The sequence below is a fragment of the Streptomyces sp. NPDC001822 genome (genome assembly GCF_042892135.1).
Lineage (GTDB): Bacteria > Actinomycetota > Actinomycetes > Streptomycetales > Streptomycetaceae > Streptomyces.
This window is the reverse complement of sequence record NZ_JBIATW010000007.1, coordinates 44283-67428: the sequence shown is the minus strand read 5'-3', so window position 1 is coordinate 67428 and position 23146 is coordinate 44283. Positions and strand designations below refer to the sequence as shown.

General features: G+C 73.8%; 13 protein-coding genes. 3 read left to right on the top strand and 10 right to left on the bottom strand.

Annotated features, from left to right (window positions below):
* Positions 1-105 precede the first annotated feature (105 nt).
* The 5 genes from nudC to ACFYY2_RS17980 form a co-directional block, all read right to left on the bottom strand.
* A complete protein-coding gene (gene nudC, locus ACFYY2_RS18000) occupies positions 106-1053 on the bottom strand; it encodes an NAD(+) diphosphatase (protein ID WP_388743580.1) in 948 nt (315 codons plus the stop codon).
* A gap of 45 nt (positions 1054-1098) precedes the next feature.
* Complete coding sequence (locus ACFYY2_RS17995) at positions 1099-2493, bottom strand: dipeptidase (protein WP_388743578.1); 1395 nt, start codon at positions 2491-2493, stop codon at positions 1099-1101.
* 10 nt (positions 2494-2503) lie between these two features.
* Positions 2504-6052: a UvrD-helicase domain-containing protein gene (locus ACFYY2_RS17990; protein WP_388743575.1), complete on the bottom strand. Its 3549-nt coding sequence runs from the start codon at positions 6050-6052 to the stop codon at positions 2504-2506.
* 60 nt (positions 6053-6112) lie between these two features.
* Positions 6113-9541, bottom strand: coding sequence for an ATP-dependent helicase (locus tag ACFYY2_RS17985; protein WP_388743573.1), 3429 nt, complete (start codon positions 9539-9541; stop codon positions 6113-6115).
* 426 nt (positions 9542-9967) lie between these two features.
* Positions 9968-10402 carry an MGMT family protein gene (locus ACFYY2_RS17980; RefSeq protein ID WP_388743570.1) on the bottom strand — a complete coding sequence of 145 codons (435 nt, stop codon included), beginning with the start codon at positions 10400-10402 and terminating at the stop codon, positions 9968-9970.
* Positions 10403-10621: 219 nt separating this feature from the next.
* Between ACFYY2_RS17980 and ACFYY2_RS17975 the strand changes: the two genes are divergently transcribed.
* The 3 genes from ACFYY2_RS17975 to ACFYY2_RS17965 all read left to right on the top strand — a co-directional run bounded on the left by ACFYY2_RS17975 (position 10622) and on the right by ACFYY2_RS17965 (position 16742).
* On the top strand, positions 10622-13426 hold the full coding sequence (locus ACFYY2_RS17975; RefSeq protein WP_388743568.1) for a lysylphosphatidylglycerol synthase domain-containing protein: 2805 nt from the start codon (positions 10622-10624) through the stop codon (positions 13424-13426).
* A 77-nt stretch (positions 13427-13503) separates the two neighbouring features.
* Positions 13504-15099, top strand: coding sequence for an alpha/beta hydrolase (locus ACFYY2_RS17970; protein WP_388743566.1), 1596 nt, complete (start codon positions 13504-13506; stop codon positions 15097-15099).
* A 92-nt stretch (positions 15100-15191) separates the two neighbouring features.
* Positions 15192-16742: an alpha/beta hydrolase gene (locus ACFYY2_RS17965; protein WP_388743564.1), complete on the top strand. Its 1551-nt coding sequence runs from the start codon at positions 15192-15194 to the stop codon at positions 16740-16742.
* A 129-nt stretch (positions 16743-16871) separates the two neighbouring features.
* On the opposite strand, the gene moeZ is transcribed toward ACFYY2_RS17965, so the two are convergent.
* The 5 genes from moeZ to ACFYY2_RS17940 form a co-directional block, all read right to left on the bottom strand.
* Positions 16872-18050: an adenylyltransferase/sulfurtransferase MoeZ gene (gene moeZ / locus ACFYY2_RS17960; RefSeq protein ID WP_327114946.1), complete on the bottom strand. Its 1179-nt coding sequence runs from the start codon at positions 18048-18050 to the stop codon at positions 16872-16874.
* An 84-nt stretch (positions 18051-18134) separates the two neighbouring features.
* Positions 18135-18962, bottom strand: coding sequence for a spherulation-specific family 4 protein (locus ACFYY2_RS17955; RefSeq protein WP_388743560.1), 828 nt, complete (start codon positions 18960-18962; stop codon positions 18135-18137).
* Positions 18950-19915 carry an NAD-dependent epimerase/dehydratase family protein gene (locus tag ACFYY2_RS17950; protein WP_388743557.1) on the bottom strand — a complete coding sequence of 322 codons (966 nt, stop codon included), beginning with the start codon at positions 19913-19915 and terminating at the stop codon, positions 18950-18952. The genes ACFYY2_RS17955 and ACFYY2_RS17950 overlap by 13 nt, the downstream gene beginning before the upstream one ends.
* Before the next feature lie 135 nt (positions 19916-20050).
* Positions 20051-21250: a hypothetical protein gene (locus ACFYY2_RS17945; RefSeq protein WP_388743554.1), complete on the bottom strand. Its 1200-nt coding sequence runs from the start codon at positions 21248-21250 to the stop codon at positions 20051-20053.
* A 34-nt stretch (positions 21251-21284) separates the two neighbouring features.
* A complete protein-coding gene (locus ACFYY2_RS17940) occupies positions 21285-23066 on the bottom strand; it encodes a DUF3492 domain-containing protein (protein ID WP_388743551.1) in 1782 nt (593 codons plus the stop codon).
* Positions 23067-23146 lie beyond the last annotated feature (80 nt).

Genomic DNA, 23146 nt, shown 5'->3' with positions numbered 1-23146 from the left:
GCCCCCGCTTCGGCGGGGGCCCTCCGTCGCACACGGCTGTCCTGTCTCCGGGCGGTCCCGTCGTCGGGGCTGCGGTGTTCGGGCTCCCGTCGTCGGGATCTCCCGTCAGGCGGCGTTCCCCGGCCGGGGAAGGGGCTTGCCGTACCAGAGTTCGATCAGGCGCGCGGCGATGGAGACCCCGAACGGGGGCAGGACCTCACCGGAGTCGAAGGCCGCCGTCAGCTCCTCGCGCGAGAACCAGCGGGCCTCCTCGATCTCCTCGCCGTCCACGGTGATCTCGGACGAGGTGGCACGGGCCATGAAGCCGAGCATCAGGCTGGACGGGAAGGGCCACGGCTGGCTGGCGACGTACTCGACCTCGCCGACGGTCACCCCCGCCTCCTCGAACACCTCGCGGGCCACCGAATGCTCGATCGACTCACCGGGTTCGACGAAGCCCGCGAGCGTCGAGAAGCGCCCCTCCGGCCAGTGCACCTGGCGCCCCAGGAGGGCACGGTCCTGGTCGTCGGTGACCAGCATGATCACCGCGGGGTCGGTCCGCGGGTAGTGCTCCGCACCGCAGGCGGGACAGCGGCGGATGTGACCGGCGGCGGCGATGACGGTGCGCTCGCCGCAGCGCGAGCAGAAGCGGTGCAGCCGCTGCCAGTTCTCCAGGGCCACGGCGTGCACCATCAGCCCCGCGTCGCGGGGCCCGAGGAGCAGACCGGCCTCGCGCAGCCCGGCCGGGCGTGCGGACTGGTCCATGCGGCCCGGCAGCGAGTCCTTCTGGAGCGCGAAGTAGCGCACGCCCTTCTCGTCGGTACCCAGGAAGTACCGGTGGGTCTCCGTGACCGGCGCCTCGAAGGCGGGCGTCATGACGAGCTCGGTGCCGCCGTCCGGGGTGTCGTCGATGAGCGCCTGGCCCCCCGAGACGACGAAGACTCTGGTCGTCGGGTGGCTCCAGGCCGCGGCGAGCCAGGCCTCGTCGAGCCGGTGGTGCGCGGCGCGGTCGATGCCGCTGGGCGCGGTGAGACCGATCGGGCGGTCTGCGGTGGCGTTGTCGAAGGTGCTCACAGGTGCTTCCTACTCCCCCGGGGGCGGATCGGGCATACAGAGGATTCAGCGGAGTGCGGCGGCCAGCTCGCCCCACAGATGGGCGGTGGTCTCCACGCCCTTGAGGAGGAGGTCGAGCTCGACCTTCTCGTCGGGGCCGTGCCAGCCGTCGGACGGTACGGAGATGCCCAGGAAGAGGACGGGTGCGCCGAGGACGTCCTGCAGGTCGGCGGCCGGTCCCGAGCCTCCCTCGCGGGTGAAGAGGATCTTCGTCCCGAAGGCCCGCCCCATGGCCCGGGCGACGGCCTGGAGGGCGGGGTGGTCCAGGGGCGTCAGACAGGGGCGGGTGGCCGGGGAGAAGGTGATCCGGTGCCGGAGGCCGGCCGGGATCCTGCTCTCGGCCCAGCCGCGGACCAGCTCCTGGACGCGGTCCGGGTCCTGGCCGGCGACCAGCCGGAAGCTCAGCTTCACCATCGCCGACGCCGGGATGACGGTCTTGCTGCCGGCACCCTGGTAGCCGCCGCCGATGCCGTTCACCTCGGCGGTGGGCCGGGCCCAGACCCGCTCCAACGTGGAGTAACCGGCCTCGCCGGCGGTGGCCCGCGACGAGGCGGTGCGGAGCCAGGTGGCCTCGTCGAAGGGCAGCTCGGCGAAGAGGGCCCGTTCGGTCTCGGTGAGTTCGGCGACCCCGTCGTAGAAGCCGGGGACGGCGACCCTTCCGTCCTCGTCGTGCAGGGCGGCGACGAGCCGGGCGAGGGCGGTCGCCGGGTTGGGCACGGCTCCGCCGAAGGATCCGGAGTGGATGTCCTGGCCGGGGCCGAAGAGCTCGATCTCGCACTCCGCGAGGCCGCGCATGCCGGTGCAGACGGTGGGGGTGTTCTCGTCCCACATGCCGGTGTCGGAGACGATCACGGCGTCCGCCGCCAGCCGGGCCGCCCGCTCCTCGGCCAGCGCGCGAAAGTGCGGGGAACCCGATTCCTCCTCGCCCTCGACGAGGAGCTTGAGGTGCACGGCCGGGGTGGTGCGGCCGGTCGCCGCGAGGTGGGCGCGGACGCCGAGTGTGTGGAAGAACACCTGGCCCTTGTCGTCCGCCGCGCCCCGGCCGTACATCCTGCCGTCGCGGATCACCGGGTCGAACGGGTCGGTGCTCCAGCCGTCCTCCCGGGCCGCGGGCTGCACGTCGTGGTGGCCGTAGACGAGGACGACCGGTGCGTCCGGGTCGTCCGACGGCCACTCGGCGAAGACCGCCGGGGCGCCGGGCGTCTCCCAGATCTCGGTGACCGGGAAGCCGGTCTCGGCGAGCTTGGCGGACAGCCATTCGGCACTGCGCCGTACGTCCCCGTGGTGCTCCGGCTGAGCGGATACGGACGGGATGCGCAGCCACTCGGCGAGGTCGTCGAGGAAGGCTGTGCGGTGCTGCTCGGTGTACGTACGGACGGCGCTGTCCGGGGTGTCGCTCATGCTCATGAGCCTACTGGCCCCGCGGAGGTGGCTCGTCCAGCAAAAGCTTTTCCAGCTCCTCCCGGCCCGGCAGCCCGGTGGGCCTGACCGTCTCCCCGGTGCGCACGTAGAGGAAGGTCGCGGTGACCGCTTCCAGCGGCAGACCGTGCAGTTCGGCCCAGGCGAGGCGGTACACCGCGAGCTGGAGCGGGTCGGCCGTGCGGTGCCGGGTGGTCTTCCAGTCGACGATCTCGTACGCGTCCCCCGTGCGGTAGACCGCGTCGATACGGCCGCGGATCACCCGGCCCCCGAGGGCGATCTGGAAGGGGGTCTCGACGCGGTACGGCGTGCGCCGGGCGTACTCGGTGCGCTCGAAGGCGTCCTTCAGCTCGGCCAGGTCGCGTTCGTCCGCGATCTCCGCGTCGTTTCCGTCGCTCCCGGGGAGTTCGTCGGGGCCGAGCATGGGCAGCGGCAGCTCCTCGAAACGTGACTCGACCCACGCGTGGAAGCGGGTCCCCCGGCGGGCGGCGGGCTGCGGGGCCCGGGGCATGGGGCGGGCGAGCTCCCGGGCGAAGCCGTCGGGGTCGTCGGCGAGGTGCAGCAGCTGGGTCGCGGAGAGCGTGGAGGGGACGACGACGTCGCGGACGGTGGCGCGGGCACGGCGCAGCTCACCGGCGAGGGCGTCGAGGTCGCGGTCCCAGGAGGCGAGGGTGCGGGCCTCCTCCGGGGTGAGGCCCGCGTCGCCGGGGGCGCGGGCGGCGGGTACGTGGGGCGCGGGGTGCACGGGGTGCACGGGGTGCGCGGGCCCGCCGTGCGAGGGCGGGGCGTCGTCCGCGACGGGGTCCCCGTCCGGGTACGGGTCGTCGTACGGCACACCGGCCTCGTCGTACGGCGGTTCCTCGTCGTCGCCGAAGGGAGCCCCGTGCGGAGGCCCCCCGTCCTCGTACAAAGATTCCTCGTACGGAGATCCCTCGTACGGAGGCTCCTCGTCCTGAGGCGGCTCGTGCAGCGGGTCCCCGTCGGCCGACGGCCGCCCGTGCCCGTGTTCCCGGGCCAGGGGTGCGGCCACCAGGCTGTCCAGATGGGCGAGCACGGTGTCCCGGGCGGCGCGGCGCCGGGCCAGGGCCGTGGCGTCCAGGGGGAGCGGCCACGGCTGGTCGGCGTCCCTCTCCTGGAGAGCCGGGTTCTCCTCGTCCGCCTCCGGCTCGTCCGCCCACACCTCGATCTCGCCGTATCCGGCCGCGCAGTGCTCGTACAGCGCGTCCAGGAATGCCGACGGGCCCCGGGGCTTCTTCTGGGAGGGCCCCCACCAGTGGCCGGAGCCGAGCAGCAGGGTGCGGGGGCGGGTGAAGGTGACGTAGCCGAGGCGGAGTTCCTCGGTGCGCTGGTGCTCCTTCATCTCCTCCTTGAACGCCTTGAGGCCCTTGGCGTCGAAGGACCGGAGGTCCGGGAGCGTGACCGCGTCGCCCCGCAGGGCGTGCGGGAGGACCTGGGACTGCGAGGTCCAGGCGTCCCGGGACTGGGTGCTGGGGAACTGGCCGGTGACGAGTCCCGGGACGGCGACGACGTCCCACTCCAGGCCCTTGGACTTGTGGGCGGTGAGGACCTTGACGGTGTTCTCGCCGCCGGGCAGGGCGTTGTCCAGGCCCTTCTCGTACTGCGCGGCGGTGCGCAGGAAGCCGAGGAAGGCGAGCAGGCTCGCTTCCCCGTCCACCGCGGCGAAGCCGGCCGCGACGTCCAGGAAGTTGGCGAGCGTCTCGCGGCGGCGGGCGGCCAGGGCATGAGGCGAGGCGGAGAGCTCCACCTCGAGCCCGGTCGTGGCGAGGACGCGGTGCAGGACGTCCATGAGGGGGTCGGCCAGCGAGCGGCGCAGATCGCGCAGCTCGGTGGCGAGACGGGCGAAGCGGACGCGGGCCTCGGCCGAGAACGGCAGCTGGTCGTCCTCGGACCCGGCGGACTCCAGGAAGGTGTCGAGTGCGTCCGCGAGCGATATCACCTCGGACGGGTCGACGCCCTCGACGGCCTCGGCGAGACGGCGCCCGGGGTCGGTGTCCGCGTCACCCGGGGTGGAGCGGTGGACGAGGAGGCGCGCCCTGCGGCCCAGGAGGGCGAGGTCCCGGGGGCCGATGCGCCAGCGCGGCCCGGTGAGCAGCCGGACGAGGGAGGCGTTCGCCCCGGGGTCCTGGAGCACCTCGCAGACGGCGACGAGGTCGGCGACCTCGGGCAGGTGCAGCAGGCCGGACAGACCGACGACCTCGACCGGGACGTCCCGGGCGACGAGGGCCGCCTGGATGCGGGGGAAGTCCCCGGCGCTCCGGCACAGGACGGCGATCTCACCGGGCGCCGTCCCCGTCCGTACGAGATGGGCGAGCGCGTCCGCGAGCCAGTCGATCTCCTCGGCGTGGGTGCGCAGCAGGGCGCATCTGACCACGCCGTCCCGCTCGGCCCCGGGTGCGGGGCGCAGCGCCTCGACCCCTTCGTGCATGGCGCGCAGGGGTTCGGCGAGTCCGTTGGCGAGCTGGAGGAGGCGGCCTCCGCTGCGGCGGTTCTCGCTGAGGGAGTAGCGGGTGGCGGGGGTGCCGTCGGCGTGCGGGAAGTGCTCCGGGAAGTCGTCCAGGTTGGCCACGGAGGCACCGCGCCAGCCGTAGATCGCCTGGCAGGGGTCGCCGACCGCGGTGACGGCGTGGCCGGCCGTTCCGCCGGCACCCCCGCCGCCGAAGAGCGCGGCCAGCAGCAGCCGCTGGGCCACGGAGGTGTCCTGGTACTCGTCGAGCAGGACGACGCGGAACTCGTCCCTGAGGATCGCGCCGACCTCGGGCCGGGTGAGCGCCAGCTCGGCGGAGAGGGCGATCTGGTCGCCGAAGTCGAGGAGGTCGCGGCTGCGCTTGGCCTCCCGGTAGCGCCGGGTCAGCCCGAGGAGTTCGCGGCGGGCCTCGGCGGTCTCCGGGATCTTCCGCAGTTCGGCGTTGGTGAGCCTGGCCGTGCCGAGTTCGTCCAGGAGCCCGGTGTCGTGTTCCGCGAGCCGTACGGGGGGCACCAGGTGTTCGGCGAGTTCGGCGTCCAGGGCCAGGAGGTCGCTGACGAGGGTGGGGAAGGACCTGGTCAGTGCCGGGTAGGGGCCGGGTGCCTCGCGCAGCACTCGGGCGGCGAGCTGGTAGCGGGTGGCGTCGGCGAGCAGGCGGGTCGTCGGTTCGAGACCGATGCGCAGGCCGTGCTCGGTCAGGAGCCGTCCGGCGAAGGCGTGGTAGGTGGAGATGCTGGGTTCGCCCGGAGGGTTGTCCGGGTCGATGACGTCCGGGTCGGTGACTCCGGCGGCGACGAGTGCCTTCCGCACCCGCTCGGCGAGCTCGCCGGCCGCCTTGTTGGTGAAGGTCAGGCCGAGCACCTGCTCCGGGGCGACCTGTCCGGTCCCGACCAGCCACACCACCCGCGCGGCCATCACCGTCGTCTTCCCCGAGCCGGCTCCGGCGACGATCACCTGGGGAGCGGGCGGCGCGGTGATGCAGGCCGTCTGCTCCGGGGTGAAGGGGATCCCGAGGAGCTCCTTGAGCTGCTCGGGATCGGTGATGCGGGAGGACACTCCAGGAAGGCTAACCGGACGCACCGACAACGCCGTCCCGCGCGGTGTCCACCGGGAAGATCATTCGATGATCTGCCGGCCTTCGGGCTGCGCGCTGCACGACGCCCGGAACGAGCAATGCGTGCAGTGCTGGCCCGTGGTGGGGGTGAACCGTTCGTCCAGGACCCGGCCCGCGGCCGTGGCGAGCAGGTCCGAGACCCATTCCCCGGAGAGGGGTTCCTGCGCCTGCACCTTGGGCAGGGCGTCGCCGCCCTCCTTCTTCGGAGCGGGCTGGCGCAGCTGCACGAGCTCCGCTCCGCCGGATTCGGGGCGCCGGCCGTCGAAGACGTCGTCGACGGCCCCTTCCCCGACGGCCAGCTGATACACGGCGAGCTGGGGGTGGGAAGCCACCTCGTCCCTGGTCGGTGCCCCCTTGCCCGTCTTGAAGTCGACGACGTAGGCACGGCCCTGGGCGTCCTGCTCGACCCGGTCCATGGAACCCCGGATACGCACCGCGTACTCGCCCGCTTCGAGGGTGACGTCGAAGTCGTGCTCACTGGCCGCGGCGGTGCGGCCGGACCGGTCCATGACGTGCCAGCTCAGGAAGCGCTCCAGGGCCGCGCGCGCCTGGTCCTTCTCCTGCCGCGACTTCCACGGGGCGTCGAACACCAGGCCGTCCCAGACGGAGTCGAGCCGTTCCATCAGCACGTCCAGATCCGCGGCGGTGCGCCCGGAGGCCACCTCGTCCGCCAGGACGTGGACGACGTTGCCGAAGCCCTGGGCAGCCGTCGCCGGGGCGTCGGCCTTCACCTCGCGGCCCAGGAACCACTGGAGGGCACAGGTGTTGGCGAGCTGGTCGAGGGCGCTCCCGGAGAGCGTGACGGGGCGGTCCCGGTCGCGCAGCGGCACCTCGGAGCGGGTCGGCTCGTTCAGCCCCCACCAGCGGTGCGGATGCGCGGCCGGTACGAGCGGCTGGCCCTCGTCGTCGCTGAGCGCCGCGAGCCGGGCGAGCCGCCGGGCCGCCGCGTCGCGCAGTGCGTCCGAGGCGTCGGGGTCGACGGTCGTGGCCCGCAGCTCGGCGACGAGCGCGGCCACGGCGAGCGGACGGCGGGGACGTCCGGTGACGTCCCTGGGCTCGGCCCCGAGCTCGGTGAGGAAGCGGGAGGGCTGGTCGCCGTCGTCGGCGGGGGCCTTGACGGCGGTGACGACGAGGCGGTCGCGGGCGCGGGTGGCGGCGACGTAGAACAGCCGCCGTTCCTCGGCCAGGAGCGCCCCCGGGGTGAGCGGCTCGGCCAGGCCGTCGCGGCCGATCCGGTCCGCCTCCAGGAGCGATCCGCGCCGTCGCAGGTCCGGCCAGAGCCCCTCCTGTACCCCGGCGACGACCACCAGGGACCATTCCAGGCCCTTGGAGCGGTGTGCGGTCATCAGGCGTACGGCGTCGGGGCGTACGGCTCGCCGGGACAGCGTGTCGGCGGCGATGTCCTGGGCGTCGACCTCCTCGAGGAAGTTGAGCGCACCACGTCCGCCGGTACGTTCCTCGGCCCGGGCCGCGGTCTCGAAGAGGGCGCACACGGCGTCGAGGTCCCGGTCGGCGTTCCGGCCGCCCGCGCCGCCGCGCAGAGCGGCGCGCTCCAGCCGGCCGGGCCAGGGGGTGCCGTTCCACAGGGTCCACAGGGCCTCCTCGGCGGTCCCGCCGCCTTCGAGGAGCTCGCGCGCCTTGCGCAGGAGCGCGCCGAGGCGCTGCGCGCCCCGGGCGTACGCGGGGTTGTGCGTGACCAGCCGTTCGGGCTCGGCGAGTGCTCTGGCCAGCAGTTCGCCGGACGGCGGCGGCACGTGGTTGCCTGCGGCCCGCTCCTCGTCGCGCAGGGCCCGCCCGAGGCGGCGCAGGTCGGCGGCGTCCATGGAGCCGAGGGGAGACGTGAGGAGGGCGAGGGCCGTCTCCGTGTCGAGCCCGCCGGGCCGGCCTGCACCCGCGCCGCCGCCGTCGCCCCCGGTCCCGCCATCGTCGCTTTCGGCCCCATCGCCGTCGGACCCTGACGGGGCCGACGGCTCGGACGACTCCCGCATGGCGGGCGCCCCGCCGGGGAGCGCGGCCGTCGCGACGGCCCTCAGCGCCGTCAGGAGCGGGGCGACCGCGGGCTCGTGGCGCAGGGGGAGATCGTCCCCGTCCACCTCCAGAGGCACCCCGGCGGAGGTGAGCGCCCGGCGCACGCCCGGGAGCGAGCGTCCCCCGGCGCGCACGAGGACGGCCATGTCCCGCCAGGGCACGCCGTCCTCCAGGTGCGCGCGCCGGAGGAGATCGGCGATGTTCTCCAGCTCGGTGGAGGCCGTCGGATAGGTGTACGCCTCGACACGGCCGCCCTCCCGCGCGGCGGCCGGCTCGCGATGGGCGCGGACCCTGTCCGAGGGCAGACGGGTCAGCGGCATACGACGGGTGAGCAGCCGGGTGGCGGCCAGCAGCCGGTCGCCCGAACGGCGCGAGGTGGTGAGGACGCCGACGGGGGCGGGCGCTCCGTCGGCGCGACGGAAGGCGTCGGGGAAGTCCAGGATGCCGTTCACGTCGGCGCCCCGGAAGGCGTAGATCGACTGGTCGGGGTCGCCGAAGGCGACCAGGGTCCGTCCGCCGCCGCCACCGGGGGCCGCACTCCCCCGGTTCCCGGCGAGCGCGTGCAGCAGGCGCACCTGGGAGGGGTCCGTGTCCTGGTACTCGTCGACGAAGACGGCGTCGTAGCTGCGGGCCAGCACCGCTGCCACCTCGGGGCGCTCCGCGAGGAGAACGGCGCGGTGGACCAGTTCCGCGTAGTCGAGGACACCCTGGGCGTCGAGGACGTCCAGGTACTCGGCGAGGAACTGCGCGGCGGCGCTCCAGTCCGGGCGGCCTGTGCGCCTGGCGAAGTCGGCGAGCGCGTCCGGGCCGAGGCCGAGTTCCCTGCTGCGCGCCAGCACCGCGCGCACCTCGTCGGCGAAGCCCCGCGTGGTCAGGCACGCACGCAGCTCGTCCGGCCAGCGGACATGGGCGAGTCCCGCGCGCCCCAGGCCGACCTGGCCGGCGAGGAGGTCCCGGACGGTGACGTCCTGCTCGGGGCCGGAGAGCAGGCGGAGCGGATCGGCGAACAGGTCGGCGTCCTGGTGGGCGCGGACCAGGGCGTAGCAGTACGAGTGGAAGGTCGTGGCCTGCGGTCCCCGGGCGCCGCCGAGCCGGGCCGCCATCCGGTCGCGCAGTTCGACCGCCGCCTTGCGGCTGAAGGTGAGGACCAGGATGCGGGCGGGGTCCGCCCCGTCCGCCACACGCCGGGCGACGGCTTCGACCAGCGTCGTGGTCTTGCCGGTTCCCGGCCCCGCGAGGACCAGGAGCGGGCCGTCCCGGTGGTCGGCCACGGCGCGCTGCGCGGCGTCCAGGAGAGGGGGCCGCGCGGAGCCCGGCGGTGTCCGCACCAGCCGGTACGCGCCCGGAGCCCGCCGCCGTGCCTGACGGTGCGGGCTGTTCCGGGTGGTGGAGGAGGAGCTCACGTGGATCGCCGGTCCTGGTGGGTGTTCTGGTCTGCGCGGTGGTCCGGCCCGAGGGTGCGGGCCGAGTGGTGGGGCCGGGGCGGTGAAGGCCCGGTGGTGACGGACAACGAACGAGGGAGCGAAGCGTGCCGCGTCCGGACGACGCTACGCGAGCGAGGGGCCGCGGCGCAGCGACAGAGCCGCGTCCGTCGTCAGCCGAGGTCAGCCGAGGACCCGGCGCACCCCGCTCACCGGCCAGCCGCCTGTGCCTCCGGGGCGCGATGACCGAAGCTGTCGGATGTGAGCTTTCTCGCCCTCGACCCGCACGCCGCCCGCGTGCCGGTGGCCACCTTCGCCTCGCAGGCCACCCGCGTACCGGCGACCGCCCTCGCCCCGCGGAACGCGTGCGGCGGCGTCGCCGTACCGGCAGCCGCTCCTGTGCGGGCCTCAGTCACGGTCCACGTCGCCGTCGCCGTCCATGTCGTCGCCGCCGGCCCCGGGGTCGTCGCCGGAGGTCCCGTCCCACCGGGCGCTCCGCATGTCCAGGCGCGGGAGGTGGCCGTCCGCGGACCGGCCGGCGCCACGCAGCGGCGTGCCCTCCTCGCGGTAGTGGTCCAGCGCCCGCAGTTCGTGGCCCGGCAGCAGCGCCCCGTCGGCCCGCACCACGCGCCACCAGGGGACCGCGGAGCCGTACAGGGCCATCACCCGGCCGACTTGTCTCGGCCCTCCGTCGCCCAGCCACTCGGCGACGTCGCCGTATGTCATGACGTGGCCCGGCGGGATCAGGTCCGCCACGTCCAGGACCCGCTCGGCGTAGGCGGGCAGTTCGGGGGCCTCGGGCCGGGCGCCCGTCCGCCCGCCGCTCGTCCGGTCTTCGCTCATCCGTCCCATCCTGCCGTACGCCACCGACAGCGGGGCCCGTCCGGTGGCACCCGGGTCACCCAGCGTGCGGGCGCACTCCGAGCGGCGTGTGTTGCGCATCGCACCCGCACAATGCACCCTGATGCCCCCCTCTGTCTGCGGGCCGTGCCACCATCGTGCGGGCGGTGACCGGTGATACGAGAACACGAAGATCCATCAGAGGCGACGAAGGAGCAGGGCGTGCAGCCACCGAAGGCGGCGGACGCCTCTGATGCGGAGTCGCGCCCGGATTCCTCCGGAGCACCGTCCGGCAGCCCCGGCGAACGTCCGGACGATCGCCGGGACGAGCCCGCGGACGGCACACGCCGTGACGGGTCACCGGAGGCCGAGGGCGTCCCGGAGCCGCCCCGTGAGGGGGCCTCGGGTTCGACGCTGTCCTCCGTCGCGGCGCTGAGCGACCGGGTGTCGGGCGACGAACCGCTGCTGCCCGCCCGGGTGCACCGCCCGTCCGATCTGCTGCGGCTCCTCATCGGGGTCCTCGCGATCGCGCTGCTGTTCTCCATCGCGGCCTTCGCGCAGGGGACGACCACCGGGCTCGAGAACGACATCTCCAAGGGCACGGACCAGGCGCCCGATCTGCTGATCAAGCTCGCCGGGCTGGTGTCCAGCATCGCCGTGCTCCTCGTGCCGGTCGCGTTCGCGATCGAACGGCTGGTGAAACGCGACGGGCTGCGGATCGCGGACGGCGTCCTCGCCGCCGTACTGGCCCACGGGGTGACCCTGGCCACGGACCTCTGGGTGGCCAGATCGGCTTCCGGGACGATCCGGGACGCCCTGACCCAGCCCCAGCCGGGGGCGGCTCTCACCGACCCCGTGCACGGCTATCTGGCGCCGGTGATCGCCTACATGACCGCGGTGGGGATGGCCCGCAGACCCAGATGGCGGGTCGTGCTGTGGGTGGTGCTGCTCCTCGACGCCTTCGCGATGCTGGTCGGCGGCTACACCACACCGTTCTCGATCGTCCTCACCGTGCTGATCGGCTGGACGGTGGCCTACGGCACGCTGTACGCCGTCGGGTCGCCGAACGTCCGCCCCACGGGTCAGCACCTGATGGCCGGTCTGCGCCACGTCGGCTTCCGTCCGGTGGCCGCGATGCGCACCGAGGAGTCGCACGACAACCTCGACCAGGGCGACCGGGGGCGCCGCTATCTGGTCACCCTGGAGGACGGGCCACCGCTGGACGTGACGGTCGTCGACCGTGAACAGCAGGCCCAGGGCTTCTTCTACCGGGTGTGGCGCAGGCTCACCCTGCGCAGCATCACCCAGCGCCGCTCCATCCAGTCCCTGCGCCAGGCGCTGGAACAGGAGGCGCTCCTCGCGTACGCCGCGATCGCCGCCGGAGCCAACGCGCCCAAGCTGATCGCCACCTCCGAGCTCGGCCCCGACGCCGTGATGCTGGTGTACGAGCACATCGGCGGGCGCTCGCTGGACTCGATGGAGGACGCGGAGATCACCGACGAACTGGTGCAGGGCGCCTGGCGTCAGGTGCGGGCGCTCCAGTCGCGGCGGATCGCGCACCGCACGCTCACCGGGGACTCGATCCTGGTGGATCGTTCCGGCACGGTGTTCGTCACGGACCTGCGGGGCGGCGAGATCGCGGCGGGCGACCTGATCCTGCGGATGGACGTCGCCCAGCTGCTGACCACCACCGGGCTGCGGGTGGGCGCGGAGCGAGCCGTCGCCGGGGCTCTCGCGGTCCTCGGCCCGGACGCGGTCGCCGACTGCCTGCCCCTGCTCCAGCCGATCGCCCTGAGCCGCTCGACCCGGGCGACGCTGCGCAGGCTCGCCCGGGAGCGTTCGCAGCGCGAGCGCGAGGCGGTGCTGGAGGCCTCGCAGGCGGCCAAGCAGGCCAAGGCGGAGGAGCACGACACCGCGGAGTCCGGCGACCGCAAGGCCGTCCGCAAGTCGCTCCGTACCGAGAAGCAGGCGGAGAAGCGGGCGATAGACGATGCCCTGGAAGAGGCCCGCGAGGAGGACATGCTGGCGCAGATCCGCCGCCAGGTGCTGCTGATCCGCCCGCAGGCGCCCGTCGAGCCGGTGCAGCTGGAGCGCATCAAGCCGCGCACCCTCTTCACCTTCATCGCGGGCTCCATCGCCGCCTACTTCCTGATCTCGCAGGTCACCGAGGCCGATTTCGGCACGGTGGTGGAGCAGGCGGAGTGGGGCTGGGTGGCGGCGGCGCTGGGCTTCTCGGCGCTGAGCTACGTCGCCGCGGCCATGAGCCTGCTCGGCTTCGTGCCCGAGCGGGTGCCGTTCGGGAAAACGGTGCTGGCGCAGGTGGCCGGGTCGTTCGTGAAGATCGTGGCACCCGCCGCGGTGGGCGGCGTGGCGCTGAACACCCGCTTCCTGCAGCGCGCGGGGGTGCGCCCCGGTCTCGCCGTGGCGAGTGTCGGCGCGTCGCAGCTGTTCGGCCTCGGCTGTCACATCCTCCTGCTGGCGCTCTTCGGGTACCTGACGGGTACGGAGAAGACCCCGGACTCGCTCACCCCGTCGAGGACGGTGATCGCGGGCCTGCTGACGGTCGCGGTGCTGGTGCTCGTGGTGACCGCGATCCCGTTCCTGCGGAAGTTCGTCGTCACCCGGGTGCGCTCGCTGTTCGCCGGGGTCGTACCGCGCATGCTGGACGTCGTGCAGCGGCCGCAGAAGCTGATCACCGGCATCGGCGGCATGGTGCTCCTGACGGGTCTGTTCGTCCTCTGCCTCGACGCGTCGATCCGGGCGTTCAGCGGGCCCGGCGTCCCCCAGCTCAGCTACGCCAGCATCGCGGTCGTCTTCCTCGCGGGCAACGCCCTGGGGTCCGCGGCGCCCACCCCCGGTGGTGTGGGCGCGGTCGAGGGCGCGCTGACGCTGGGTCTGATCGCGGTCGGCCTCCCCAAGGAGGTCGCGGCGCCGGCGGTGCTCCTGTACCGCGTGATGACGCTCTGGCTCCCCGTGCTCCCCGGCTGGATCTGCTTCAGCCAGCTCACACGCAAGGGGGAGCTCTAGAACACGCGCGCGAAGACGCGCCACTCGCATGGACCGCGTCCCGCGCGGTCCCCAGCGTCCCGCCGCACGATGGGTCCATGAGGACCTCCCCCGCCCTGCGCGCCGCCGCCCTCGCCACCACCGCCACGGTGCTGCTGCCGCTCGCCGGATGTTCCGACGGCGACGACGGGGGGTCCGGGACCTCGACGCCGACCGCCGCCTCGACCGCGGCCCCTACCGCGACGGCGCGGAATCTGACCTCCCAGAAGCTCGACTGGAAGCCCTGCCCGGCCCCCAACGCCGCCCAGGGCACGGCTCCGGCCCCCTCTCCCCTGCCGGGCGGTGCGGCCTGGCAGTGCTCCTTCATGGACGCGCCGCTCGACTACGCGGACCCGGACGGCCGCACCATCGAGCTGGCGCTCATCCGTGCCGCCGCCAGGAACCAGGACCGCCGGATCGGTTCGCTCGTCTTCAACTTCGGCGGTCCGGGAGCCTCCGGTGTCGCGACCCTGCCGTCCTTCGGCACGGACTACGACACGCTCCGCACCCGCTACGACCTGGTGAGCTTCGACCCCCGGGGGATCGGGCGGAGCGAGGGCGTCGAGTGCTCGGACGACGAGACGCTCGACGCGCGCTACGAGAAGGACGGCACCCCTGACGACGCCGAGGAGGAGAAGGCCTTCGTCGAGGACCAGAAGTCCTACATCGCGGACTGCGAGAAGAACTCCGGGGGCGAGCTCCCGTACGTCGGGACGACCAACGCGGCCCGGGACATGGACCTGCTGCGCCAGGTGCTCGGCGACGACAAGCTGTACTACTTCGGGATCTCCTACGGCACCGAACTCGGCGGCGTCTACGCGCACCTCTACCCGAAGAACGTCGGACGGGCCGTCCTGGACGCCGTCGTCGACCCGACGGAGGACTCCCTGGAGTCCTCGCTCGGCCAGGCGGAGGGTTTCCAGCTCGCCCTGGACAACTTCGCCGCCGACTGCGCCGAGCGCGACGACTGCCGGATCCCCGGGGCCACGTCCAAGGAGGTCCAGGACTGGATCGCCGGCCTCCTCGCGAAGCTGGAGAAGAAGCCCGTCCCGGGTCTGGGCGAAAGGGAGCTGACGGAGACCCAGGCCACGACCGGAATCGCCTCGGCCCTCTACTCCAAGGAGACCTGGCCGTTGCTGGAACAGGGGCTGGACGAGGCCGACGGGGGCAACGGCGGACTGCTGCTGGCGCTCGCCGACTCGCTGAACGGCCGTTCCGAGGACGGCCACTACGACAACTCCAACGCCGCCAACACAGCCGTCAACTGCGCCGACTCCAGGCAGCGCTTCACCCTGGAGCAGACCAGGAAGGCGCTTCCGCGCTTCCGGGAGGCCTCGCCCGTCTTCGGTGACTACCTGGGCTGGGGCCTGATGGCCTGCACCGGCTGGCCCGTCACGGGTGCCTGGGAGACGCCGGACGTCAGTGCGCCCGGGTCGGCCCCGATCCTGGTCATCGGCAACACCGGCGACCCCGCGACCCCCTACGCCGGCGCGAAGGCGATGGCCGCCGAACTCGGCAAGGGCGTCGGGATCGAGCTCACCTACAAGGGTCAGGGCCACGGGGCGTACAACGGCGGCAACGCCTGCGTGCAGAAGGCGGTGGACGGCTACCTGCTGGAGGGCGAGGTGCCCGAGTCGGGAACGGTCTGCGGGTGACCGCTCGTTGGACGGCTGACAGTTTGGACGACCTGACAGCGGTGGACGGCACAGCCCCGTCCCCGCCGGCGGGGACGGGGAGGGGACGGCCGATGCGCGCACGCGGAAGGGCCCGCGGAGCCGGGGCCACGGCCTGCGCCGCACTGCTGACTACGGCGCTGCTCGCGGGCTGCGACGGCGGCCCGGCGTCTCCCCCGGCGGCGAAGGCACCGCTCCCGCAGACCTCGGACACCTCCACGGGCGGAGCGTCCGCGCCGTCCCGGCCGTTGGACTGGAGGCGATGCGGGGCCCCGGAGGGCCGCGAGACGCCCGGACCGGCCTGGCGGTGCGCGACCGTCCGGGTCCCCCTCGACCACGCCGACCCGGACGGCAGGACGATCGGGATCGCGCTGATCCGCAAGGCGGCCACCAGGAAGAGCGAGCGCCTGGGCTCGATGCTCTTCAACTTCGGCGGCCCCGGCGGTTCCGGCGTCGGCATCCTGCCGCGTGCGGCCGCCTCGTACAGGGAGCTGAACACCCGTTACGACCTGGTGGGCTTCGACCCGCGTGGGGTCGCGGCCAGCGAGGGGGTCCGCTGCCGCGACGACCAGGAGCAGGAGAAGAGCTACCGCGAGATCGACATGACCCCGGACACGTCCGCCGAGGAGGCCGCGTTCGTCGCGGACGGCACGGCCTTCGGCGCGGGCTGCGCGCGTCTCTCGGGCACGGTGCTCCCGCACGTCGGCACGACAAACGCCGCCCGGGACATGGACCTGATCCGCGCCGCGCTCGGCGACGACAAGCTGTCGTACTTCGGCATCTCGTACGGCACGGAGCTCGGCGGCACCTACGCCCACCTGTTCCCGGGGCGCGTCGGGCGGGTCGTGCTGGACGCCGTGGTCGATCCGACCGCGGACTCCGTGGGCCACGCCCGCAACCAGGCGACGGGCTTCCAGCGGGCGCTGGAGAACTACTTCCGCGACAGCGGCCAGGACCCCGGGGCGGGCACCCGCCGCACGGCCGCCCTGCTCCGGCGGCTCGACGCCGATCCGCTGCCGACCTCCTCCGGCCGCGAGCTCAACGAATCGCTCGCCGTCACCGGCATCGTGACGCCCCTCTACTCCAAGAGCGGCTGGCCGTCACTGACGGCCGCGCTCGACGAGGCCGAGAACAGCGGCAGGGGCGACCGCCTGCTCGAACTGGCCGACTCGTACAACGGCCGCGACGGGAAGGGGCACTACGGCACCCAGAACCACTCGCAGCGGGCGATCTCCTGCGCCGACAGCAGGGCGCGGCCCACGGCCGCCGAGGCCCGCGCACTGCTTCCCGAGTTCCGGAGGCTCTCCCCCGTGTTCGGCCCGTTCCTCGCCTGGGACACGGCCGGCTGGTGCGCCGGGTGGCCGGTCGAGGGCGAGCACGACACCCCCGAGGCCTCGGCCCCGGGCGCCTCCCCGATCCTGGTCATCGGCACGACCGGCGACCCGGCGACGCCGTACGAGGGCGCACGGCGGATGGCGGACGAACTGGGCGACGGGGTCGGTGTCATGGTGACCAACAAGGGCGAGGGGCACGGGGCGTACGGCGAGAGCACCTGTGTGACCTCGCTGGTCGACGCCTACTTCCTGGAGGGCGAGGTGCCGGCGGACGGACGCACCTGCTCCTGACGCCCCCAGGACACGGGGGGTGGGGAGCGGGAGCGGGGACTCCGCCCGCGCACGGGGACACACGGCCGGCGGGCACGCGGAAGGGCCGGCTCCCCGATGGGAGCCGGCCCCTCGCAGGTCGTGCCCGGTCTAGTAGACCGGCTTCTCGGGCTCGATCTGGTTGACCCAGCCGATGACGCCGCCGCCGACGTGCACCGCGTCGGCGAAGCCCGCGGACTTGAGGACCGCGAGGACCTCGGCGCTGCGGACGCCGGTCTTGCAGTTCAGGACGATGCGCCTGTCCTGCGGGAGGTCCTGGAGGGCGTTGCCCATCAGGAACTCGTTCTTCGGGACCAGCCGGGAGCCGGGGATCGAGACGATCTCGTACTCGTTCGGCTCGCGGACGTCGATGATCTCGATCTTCTCGTCGCCGTCGATCCACTCCTTGAGCTGCTTGGGAGTGATCGTGGAACCGGCCGCCGCCTCCTGGGCCTCCTCGGACACGACGCCGCAGAAGGCCTCGTAGTCGATGAGCTCGGTGACGGTGGGGTTCTCGCCGCAGACCGCGCAGTCGGGGTCCTTGCGGACCTTGACCTGGCGGTACTGCATCTCCAGCGCGTCGTAGATCATCAGGCGGCCGACGAGCGGGTCGCCGATGCCGGCGAGCAGCTTGATGGCCTCGTTGACCTGGATGGAGCCGATGGACGCGCAGAGCACGCCGAGGACGCCGCCCTCGGCGCAGGAGGGAACCATGCCGGGCGGCGGCGGCTCCGGGTAGAGGCAGCGGTAGCAGGGGCCGTGCTCGGACCAGAACACGGACGCCTGGCCGTCGAAGCGGTAGATCGAACCCCAGACGTACGGCTTGTTCAGCAGGACCGCGGCGTCGTTGACCAGATAGCGGGTGGCGAAGTTGTCCGTGCCGTCCACGATCAGGTCGTACTGCGCGAAGATGTCCATCACGTTGTCGGCTTCGAGCCGCTCCTCGTGAAGGACGACGTTGACCAGGGGGTTGATCCCCTGCACGGTCTCCTTGGCCGACTGGGCCTTGGACTTGCCGATGTCGGCCTGACTGTGGATGACCTGACGCTGCAGGTTCGACTCGTCGACCTCGTCGAACTCGACGATGCCGAGCGTGCCGACACCGGCCGCGGCCATGTACATCAGGGCCGGCGAACCGAGTCCGCCGGCGCCGACACAGAGCACCTTGGCGTTCTTCAGCCTCTTCTGACCGTCCATCCCGACATCCGGGATGATCAGGTGGCGGGAGTACCTGCGGACCTCATCGACGGTGAGCTCGGCAGCCGGCTCGACCAGGGGTGGCAGCGACACACGAACCTCAACAATGCAGGTGGTCGGTTTCTACGTACTTCATCTGCGTACGGTTGTTCTCCCGTAACACTGCCACGCCGCCCGTCATTCCGAGATACCTGGTCCGATCCGCGAGACGAATTCGTCCCAGTAACTGGGCAGCGTCTCGAATGGGTCGGTTTGCCCCTTCATGTCGCCCCGGTCCGTGAAGAAGATCGTGCCCGCACCCTGCCAGCGGGCGATCCGCATGGCCTCCTCCAGGTGGGTGCGGGGAACGCCGTGCACGAGGTGTGCGAAGCGGCCCGGCGCGTAGCCCGCGGTCCACTCGGCCACCTGGGACCAGCGGTAGTCGGCCCACGCGCCGCGGAAGGTCACCAACTGGTCCGCGGCCTCCGCGTAGCCCGGGTACGGATGGGTGTCGTGCCCCAGGACCAGCCGCCCGCCCTCCGGGTCCGCACCGTCGCCATCGGCCAGGAGCGCGCCGAGCGTGCTGGTCAGCCGGCGGACCGCCGGGAGCATGTCACGCCCGCCGGGGCAGCGGTCGAGGTAGAAGCCGCCGACGCGGTACCAGTCGAGGTAGGACTGGGCGTCGGCGACGAGCTCCCCGAAGGGGCGGCCCCCGAACGCCAGGTCGAGGTGACCCAGCAGCCGGCCGCCCGCGGCCCGGACGGAGTCGTGGGGCGCCTCCCCGTGCAGGGCCCGCTCGCGGGCGTTGCGCAGCCGGCCGGCCGCCTCCAGGCAGTGCGGGTCGGGTCGGGCGCCCGGCCCGTCGTCGATGTTGAGCACCGCCCAGTGCAGCGGTGTGCCGGGCCTGCTGAGCCCGGCCCACTCGGCGGGCGCGAGCAGCGGGTGGGCGTAGCCGGGCACGCCGACACCCAACTGCTCGGCGCCGCCGGTCCGCACGGCGGCGCCGGGCCGGGTCAGATGCGGCACGCCGCCTCCATCCAGATGTCAGCGAGCGACTCCTCCAGGTTGATGCGGGGACGCCAGCCCAGCCGGTCCCGGGCGGTGCGTACGTCGGCCTGCTGCCAGGCCCCGCAGCCGTCGGGGTAGGGCGACGGGGTGACGGCGAGCTGCTCCACCACGGATTCCGCCGAGGCCCGCGGGGCTCCGATCGGCAGCCGGGAGGGCGGTGTGTCCAGCTCGTGCAGCGCGCCGGTGTATCCGGCCACCCTCGCGAGGACGGCCGCCGCGTCGCGCAGCCGTACGGCCCGGCCCGTACCGATGTTGACCACGCCCTGGGCGGCGGAGAGCGAGGCCGCGTGCACGGCGCGCGCCACGTCCCGTACGTCGACGAAGTCGCGCTGCACCCCGAGGCCGCTGAGCTTGAGTTCGGGGTCGCCGGACTGCATGGCGCGGCGCATCGTCTCCGCGAGCCGGCCGAGCGGGGAGCCCGCGGGCGTGCCGGGCCCGACCGGTGAGAAGACCCGCAGCACGACCGCGTCCAGACCGGAGCCGAGGACGAGTTCGGTGGCGGCGAGCTTGCTGACGCCGTAGGGGCCGCCGGGACGGGGCACCGCGTCCTCGGCGGTCGACGAGCCGGGCTGCGAGGGCCCGTACTCGGAGGCGCAGCCGACCTGGACGAGCCGGGCGCTGCAGCTGCTGCGGCGCATGGCCTCGCAGACCGTGGCGACCGCGACGGTGTTGTGCCGGGTCAGGTCGCGGGCGCCGCCCCGGGTGGCACCGGCGCAGTTGACGACGACCCCCGGGTGGACGGCGTCCAGGAAGCGGGTGAGCGCACCGGGGCTGCCGCCCGCGAGGTCGAACCGCACGTCGGCGTCGTCACCGCGGCCGAGCGCCGTGAGGTGCACGGCCGGGTCGGCGAGCAGCCGGTCGGCGACGAAGCGGCCGAGGAATCCGTTGGCTCCGAGCAGCAGAACCCTCATCGCGCACCCCTTCGGTGCCGACGGCGCGGTGCCGGTGCGGGGGATTGGCGGGTCATGTCCGGTGTCTCCTTGAGGAAGGTGTGGGGCGGGAGGGAAGACCCGCGGCGTCGGCTCCGCGGGGGTGGGGCGCTCCGGCTACGCCGGGGCGTGGGCCGAGGCCCGGGTGAGGGTGACCGATGCGTGGAGCAGCAGCGCGAGCGCGGCGACCCCGCAGGCGAGGGCGGACACGCCGCCGGGTCCCGCCGCGGCGACGAGCGAGTCGACCGGCCGGGCGAGGAGGTCGAGGCCCGGCAGCCGTCCGGAGAGGACCAGGAAGGGGGCCGCCACCTCGACGGCGCAGGCGGCCGCCAGTCCGGTGGCGGCGGGTTCGGGGAATCCGTGGACGGCGAGCAGCCGGGCCAGGAACAGCAGCAGGCCGAGTGCGGCGGCGCCCGTCGGGACGCCGTGCTCTCCGCCGTATCCGAGGTCGGCGAGGAAGAGGAGGGCGGTCACCGCGCAGACGAGGAGCGCCACGACGGCGAAGAGCAGCGGGCGTACGCCGGCGCCGAACTCCGCCAGGGCGTGCGAGCCGGCGAGGCGGCGGCGCGCGTGCACGGCGAAGAGGTGGGCGCACCAGACCGCCGGGACCGGCGCCAGTGCCAGCCCCAGCAGAGGGGCGGGCGAGGCCGCCCAGGCGCCGTCGGGTCCGCCGCTGATGACCTGGGCGATCAGGTCGTCGCCGTACACGGCGTACCCGAGGAGCCAGCAGACGTAGAGCGTGACGCCCCCGACGCCGTCCGGGGCGCGCAGTGGGCCGTCGCGCAGGCAGAGCCGGAGTCCGAGGACGACCAGAAGGGCTCCCACGGCGGTCATCGCGAGGCGGGCCTCTCCGCCGAGCACTCCTTCGGTGGCCCGGAGCGCTCCGGCGGTCGCGAGGCAGGCGGCGCCGGGCAGCAGAGCGGACAGCGTCCATCCGGCGTGTCCTTGCGCGCCGGGGGCCGGGCGGGTCCGCGGCGGGCGGGGAGCGGGAGCGGACCTGACCGTGCCGGGAAAGCGGGCGTAGATCTCCTCCGCGAGGGAGAAGACGTCGCGGTGCCGGTAGCGGGCCGCCGTGCGGTCGGTGAGGCCGTGCGCCTCCAGGCCGGCGGCGATCTCCAGCGGGTCGACGGCGCGCTCGCAGAGGTCGCGGTGGCGGTGCATGAGCACTTTCACCGGGTCGGCGGGGCCGCGGCGCGCGGCGGTCCTGCGGGCGGGGCGGTAGGCGACCTCGGGCGCCCGGACGGCGGAGCCGACCGCTGCCCCCTTCAGCTCCGCGGGTTCCCGCCCGGCGTCCGGGGCGTCGGTCGGTCCGCCCATGGGGGCACCTCCGTGGTCGTGGCCGCTCGTCTCGTCATGCATGGCCGTCCCCAGCTCCGCGTGCGCCCGCGCACACGCCCTCGGGGCCGAGGGCCCAGCTCGGCTGCCTGCCCGCCCCGGACGCGACCGGTTCGGGGCGGGGAGGCGGTGCGGCGATCACGTGGGCCTCCGGGGGTGTGGCGAAGGGCCTCGGCGGCCCGGCGGGGCCGGCCGGGGCCGCCCAGCGGGCCGGGGACTGCCCCACCAGGTCCAGGTAGATCTCGCGGAACGCGGCGAGGTTCTGCTCCACGGTGAAGAGTTCGAGCGCCCTGGCGCGTGCGGCGGCGCCCAGACGCGCCCGGCGCTCGGGGTCGCGCAGGAGCGCGACGCACGCGTCGGCGAGCGCCCGCGGATTGCGCGGGGGCACGACCAGTCCCGTGCCGCCGACGATCTCGACCACGGCTCCCACGTCCGTCGAGACGGTGGCCCGTCCGCAGAACATCGCCTCGACGAGGCTGATGGGAAAGCCCTCCACGACGCTGGACAGCACGACGACCCCGCCCGCCGCGTAGGCCTCCGCGAGGTCGGGCACCTCCGGTCCGCCGATCTCCTCGAAGGTGACGGGGTTGTCCCCGACGGTGTGCGCGTCCGTGGCCTCGTCGGGGAAGAGCTGGGCGGCGAGCGCCTTGCACCGGTCCAGGTACGTGTCGCCCTCGGCCCCCTGGACCGGGGCGCCGAAGATGCGCAGCCGGGTGCCCGGTTCGGCCCGGCGCACCTCGGCGAAGGCGTGCAGCAGCGCGATCAGGTCCTTGGCGGGTTCGATCCGGCCGATCCACACCAGCGTGCCGGGGCCGCCGTCGTCGTCCCCCTCCCCCACGTCACCGAACCGCCGTGCCTCCATGCCCGGGTAGACCGTGCGCAGCTTGCCGCGTTCGGCCCCGAACCGCTCCTGCCAGCGGCGGACATGGGTGTTGCCGGGCGTGATGAGCGCGGCCTGCCGGTAGACCTCGGAGGCGAGCAGTCCGTGGAAGGTGGCCAGCAGGGCGCGTACAGGCGGGCGGAGTGCGCCCCCGGGTGCCGCGAGGTAGTGGGCGCGCAGCGGGACGCCGTGTTCCGTCACCAGCAGCGGTACCCCGAAGAAGCGTTTGGCCAGCAGGCCCGGAAGTGCCGCGGCGCCCCCGGAGGCCGCGTGGCACAGGTCGACCGCGCCGAGCCCGTCCTCCTCGTACCAGTCGAGGGACAGGGGGCGCAGGGCGCGCTCCAGCTCGGCGGCGAAGGCGAGGTAGTCGGGGACGGTGGCGCTGTGCACGGTCCGCCCGGTCCCCGGGGCGCGGCAGGAGGACTCGACGATGCGTACGGTCGCCTCCGCGCGGAGGGCGGTGTGCAGCCCCCCTCGGTCGCGGGCCAGTTCGGCGAGCCCGTAGAGGCCCTCCGTGAAGCGGGCTGCGGCGACGGTGTCCACCAGGCCCCCGGCCTCCGGTCCCGTGTCGCCGCCCGCGCAGACCGCGCCGACGAGTTCCGTCACGTGCGCCGTGAAGCGCCGCCGGTCCCGCCTTCCGTACGAGCGTCCGAGGCCGGTGGCGAAGTTGCGCGGCAGGCCCCGGGGGCGGCGGGCGTACAGGGCGTCGTCCTCGCACGTCCACAGCGGCGCGGTCCGCACCCGGCCGACCCGGTCGGGAAGCCTGACCCAGCCCTGCTGTTCCTGTTCGGCGGACCGGCTGAGAGCGAAGAGGTCGAACTCGTGCTGCGGCAGACCGCGCACCAGACGGTCGCACCAGAGTCTGGACTCACCGGTCGCATACGGATAGCCACCGTCCGTGAGGAGTCCGATCCGCACGAGCACACCCCCTGATCTCCCCTGTGGGCGGCCGCCGTTGATCGGCGACTCACAGCGGGACGACCGTAAGCGGACATGCG

Bases quoted from the DNA above. Each gene is read 5' to 3' on its own strand.
- ACFYY2_RS17995 (WP_388743578.1), bottom strand. From the start codon at position 2,493: ATGAGCGACACCCCGGACAGCGCCGTCCGTACGTACACCGAGCAGCAC.
- ACFYY2_RS17980 (WP_388743570.1), bottom strand. From the start codon at position 10,402: ATGAGCGAAGACCGGACGAGCGGCGGGCGGACGGGCGCCCGGCCCGAG.
- ACFYY2_RS17970 (WP_388743566.1), top strand. From the start codon at position 13,504: ATGAGGACCTCCCCCGCCCTGCGCGCCGCCGCCCTCGCCACCACCGCC.
- ACFYY2_RS17965 (WP_388743564.1), top strand. From the start codon at position 15,192: ATGCGCGCACGCGGAAGGGCCCGCGGAGCCGGGGCCACGGCCTGCGCC.
- ACFYY2_RS17950 (WP_388743557.1), bottom strand. From the start codon at position 19,915: ATGAGGGTTCTGCTGCTCGGAGCCAACGGATTCCTCGGCCGCTTCGTC.
- ACFYY2_RS17945 (WP_388743554.1), bottom strand. From the start codon at position 21,250: ATGGGCGGACCGACCGACGCCCCGGACGCCGGGCGGGAACCCGCGGAG.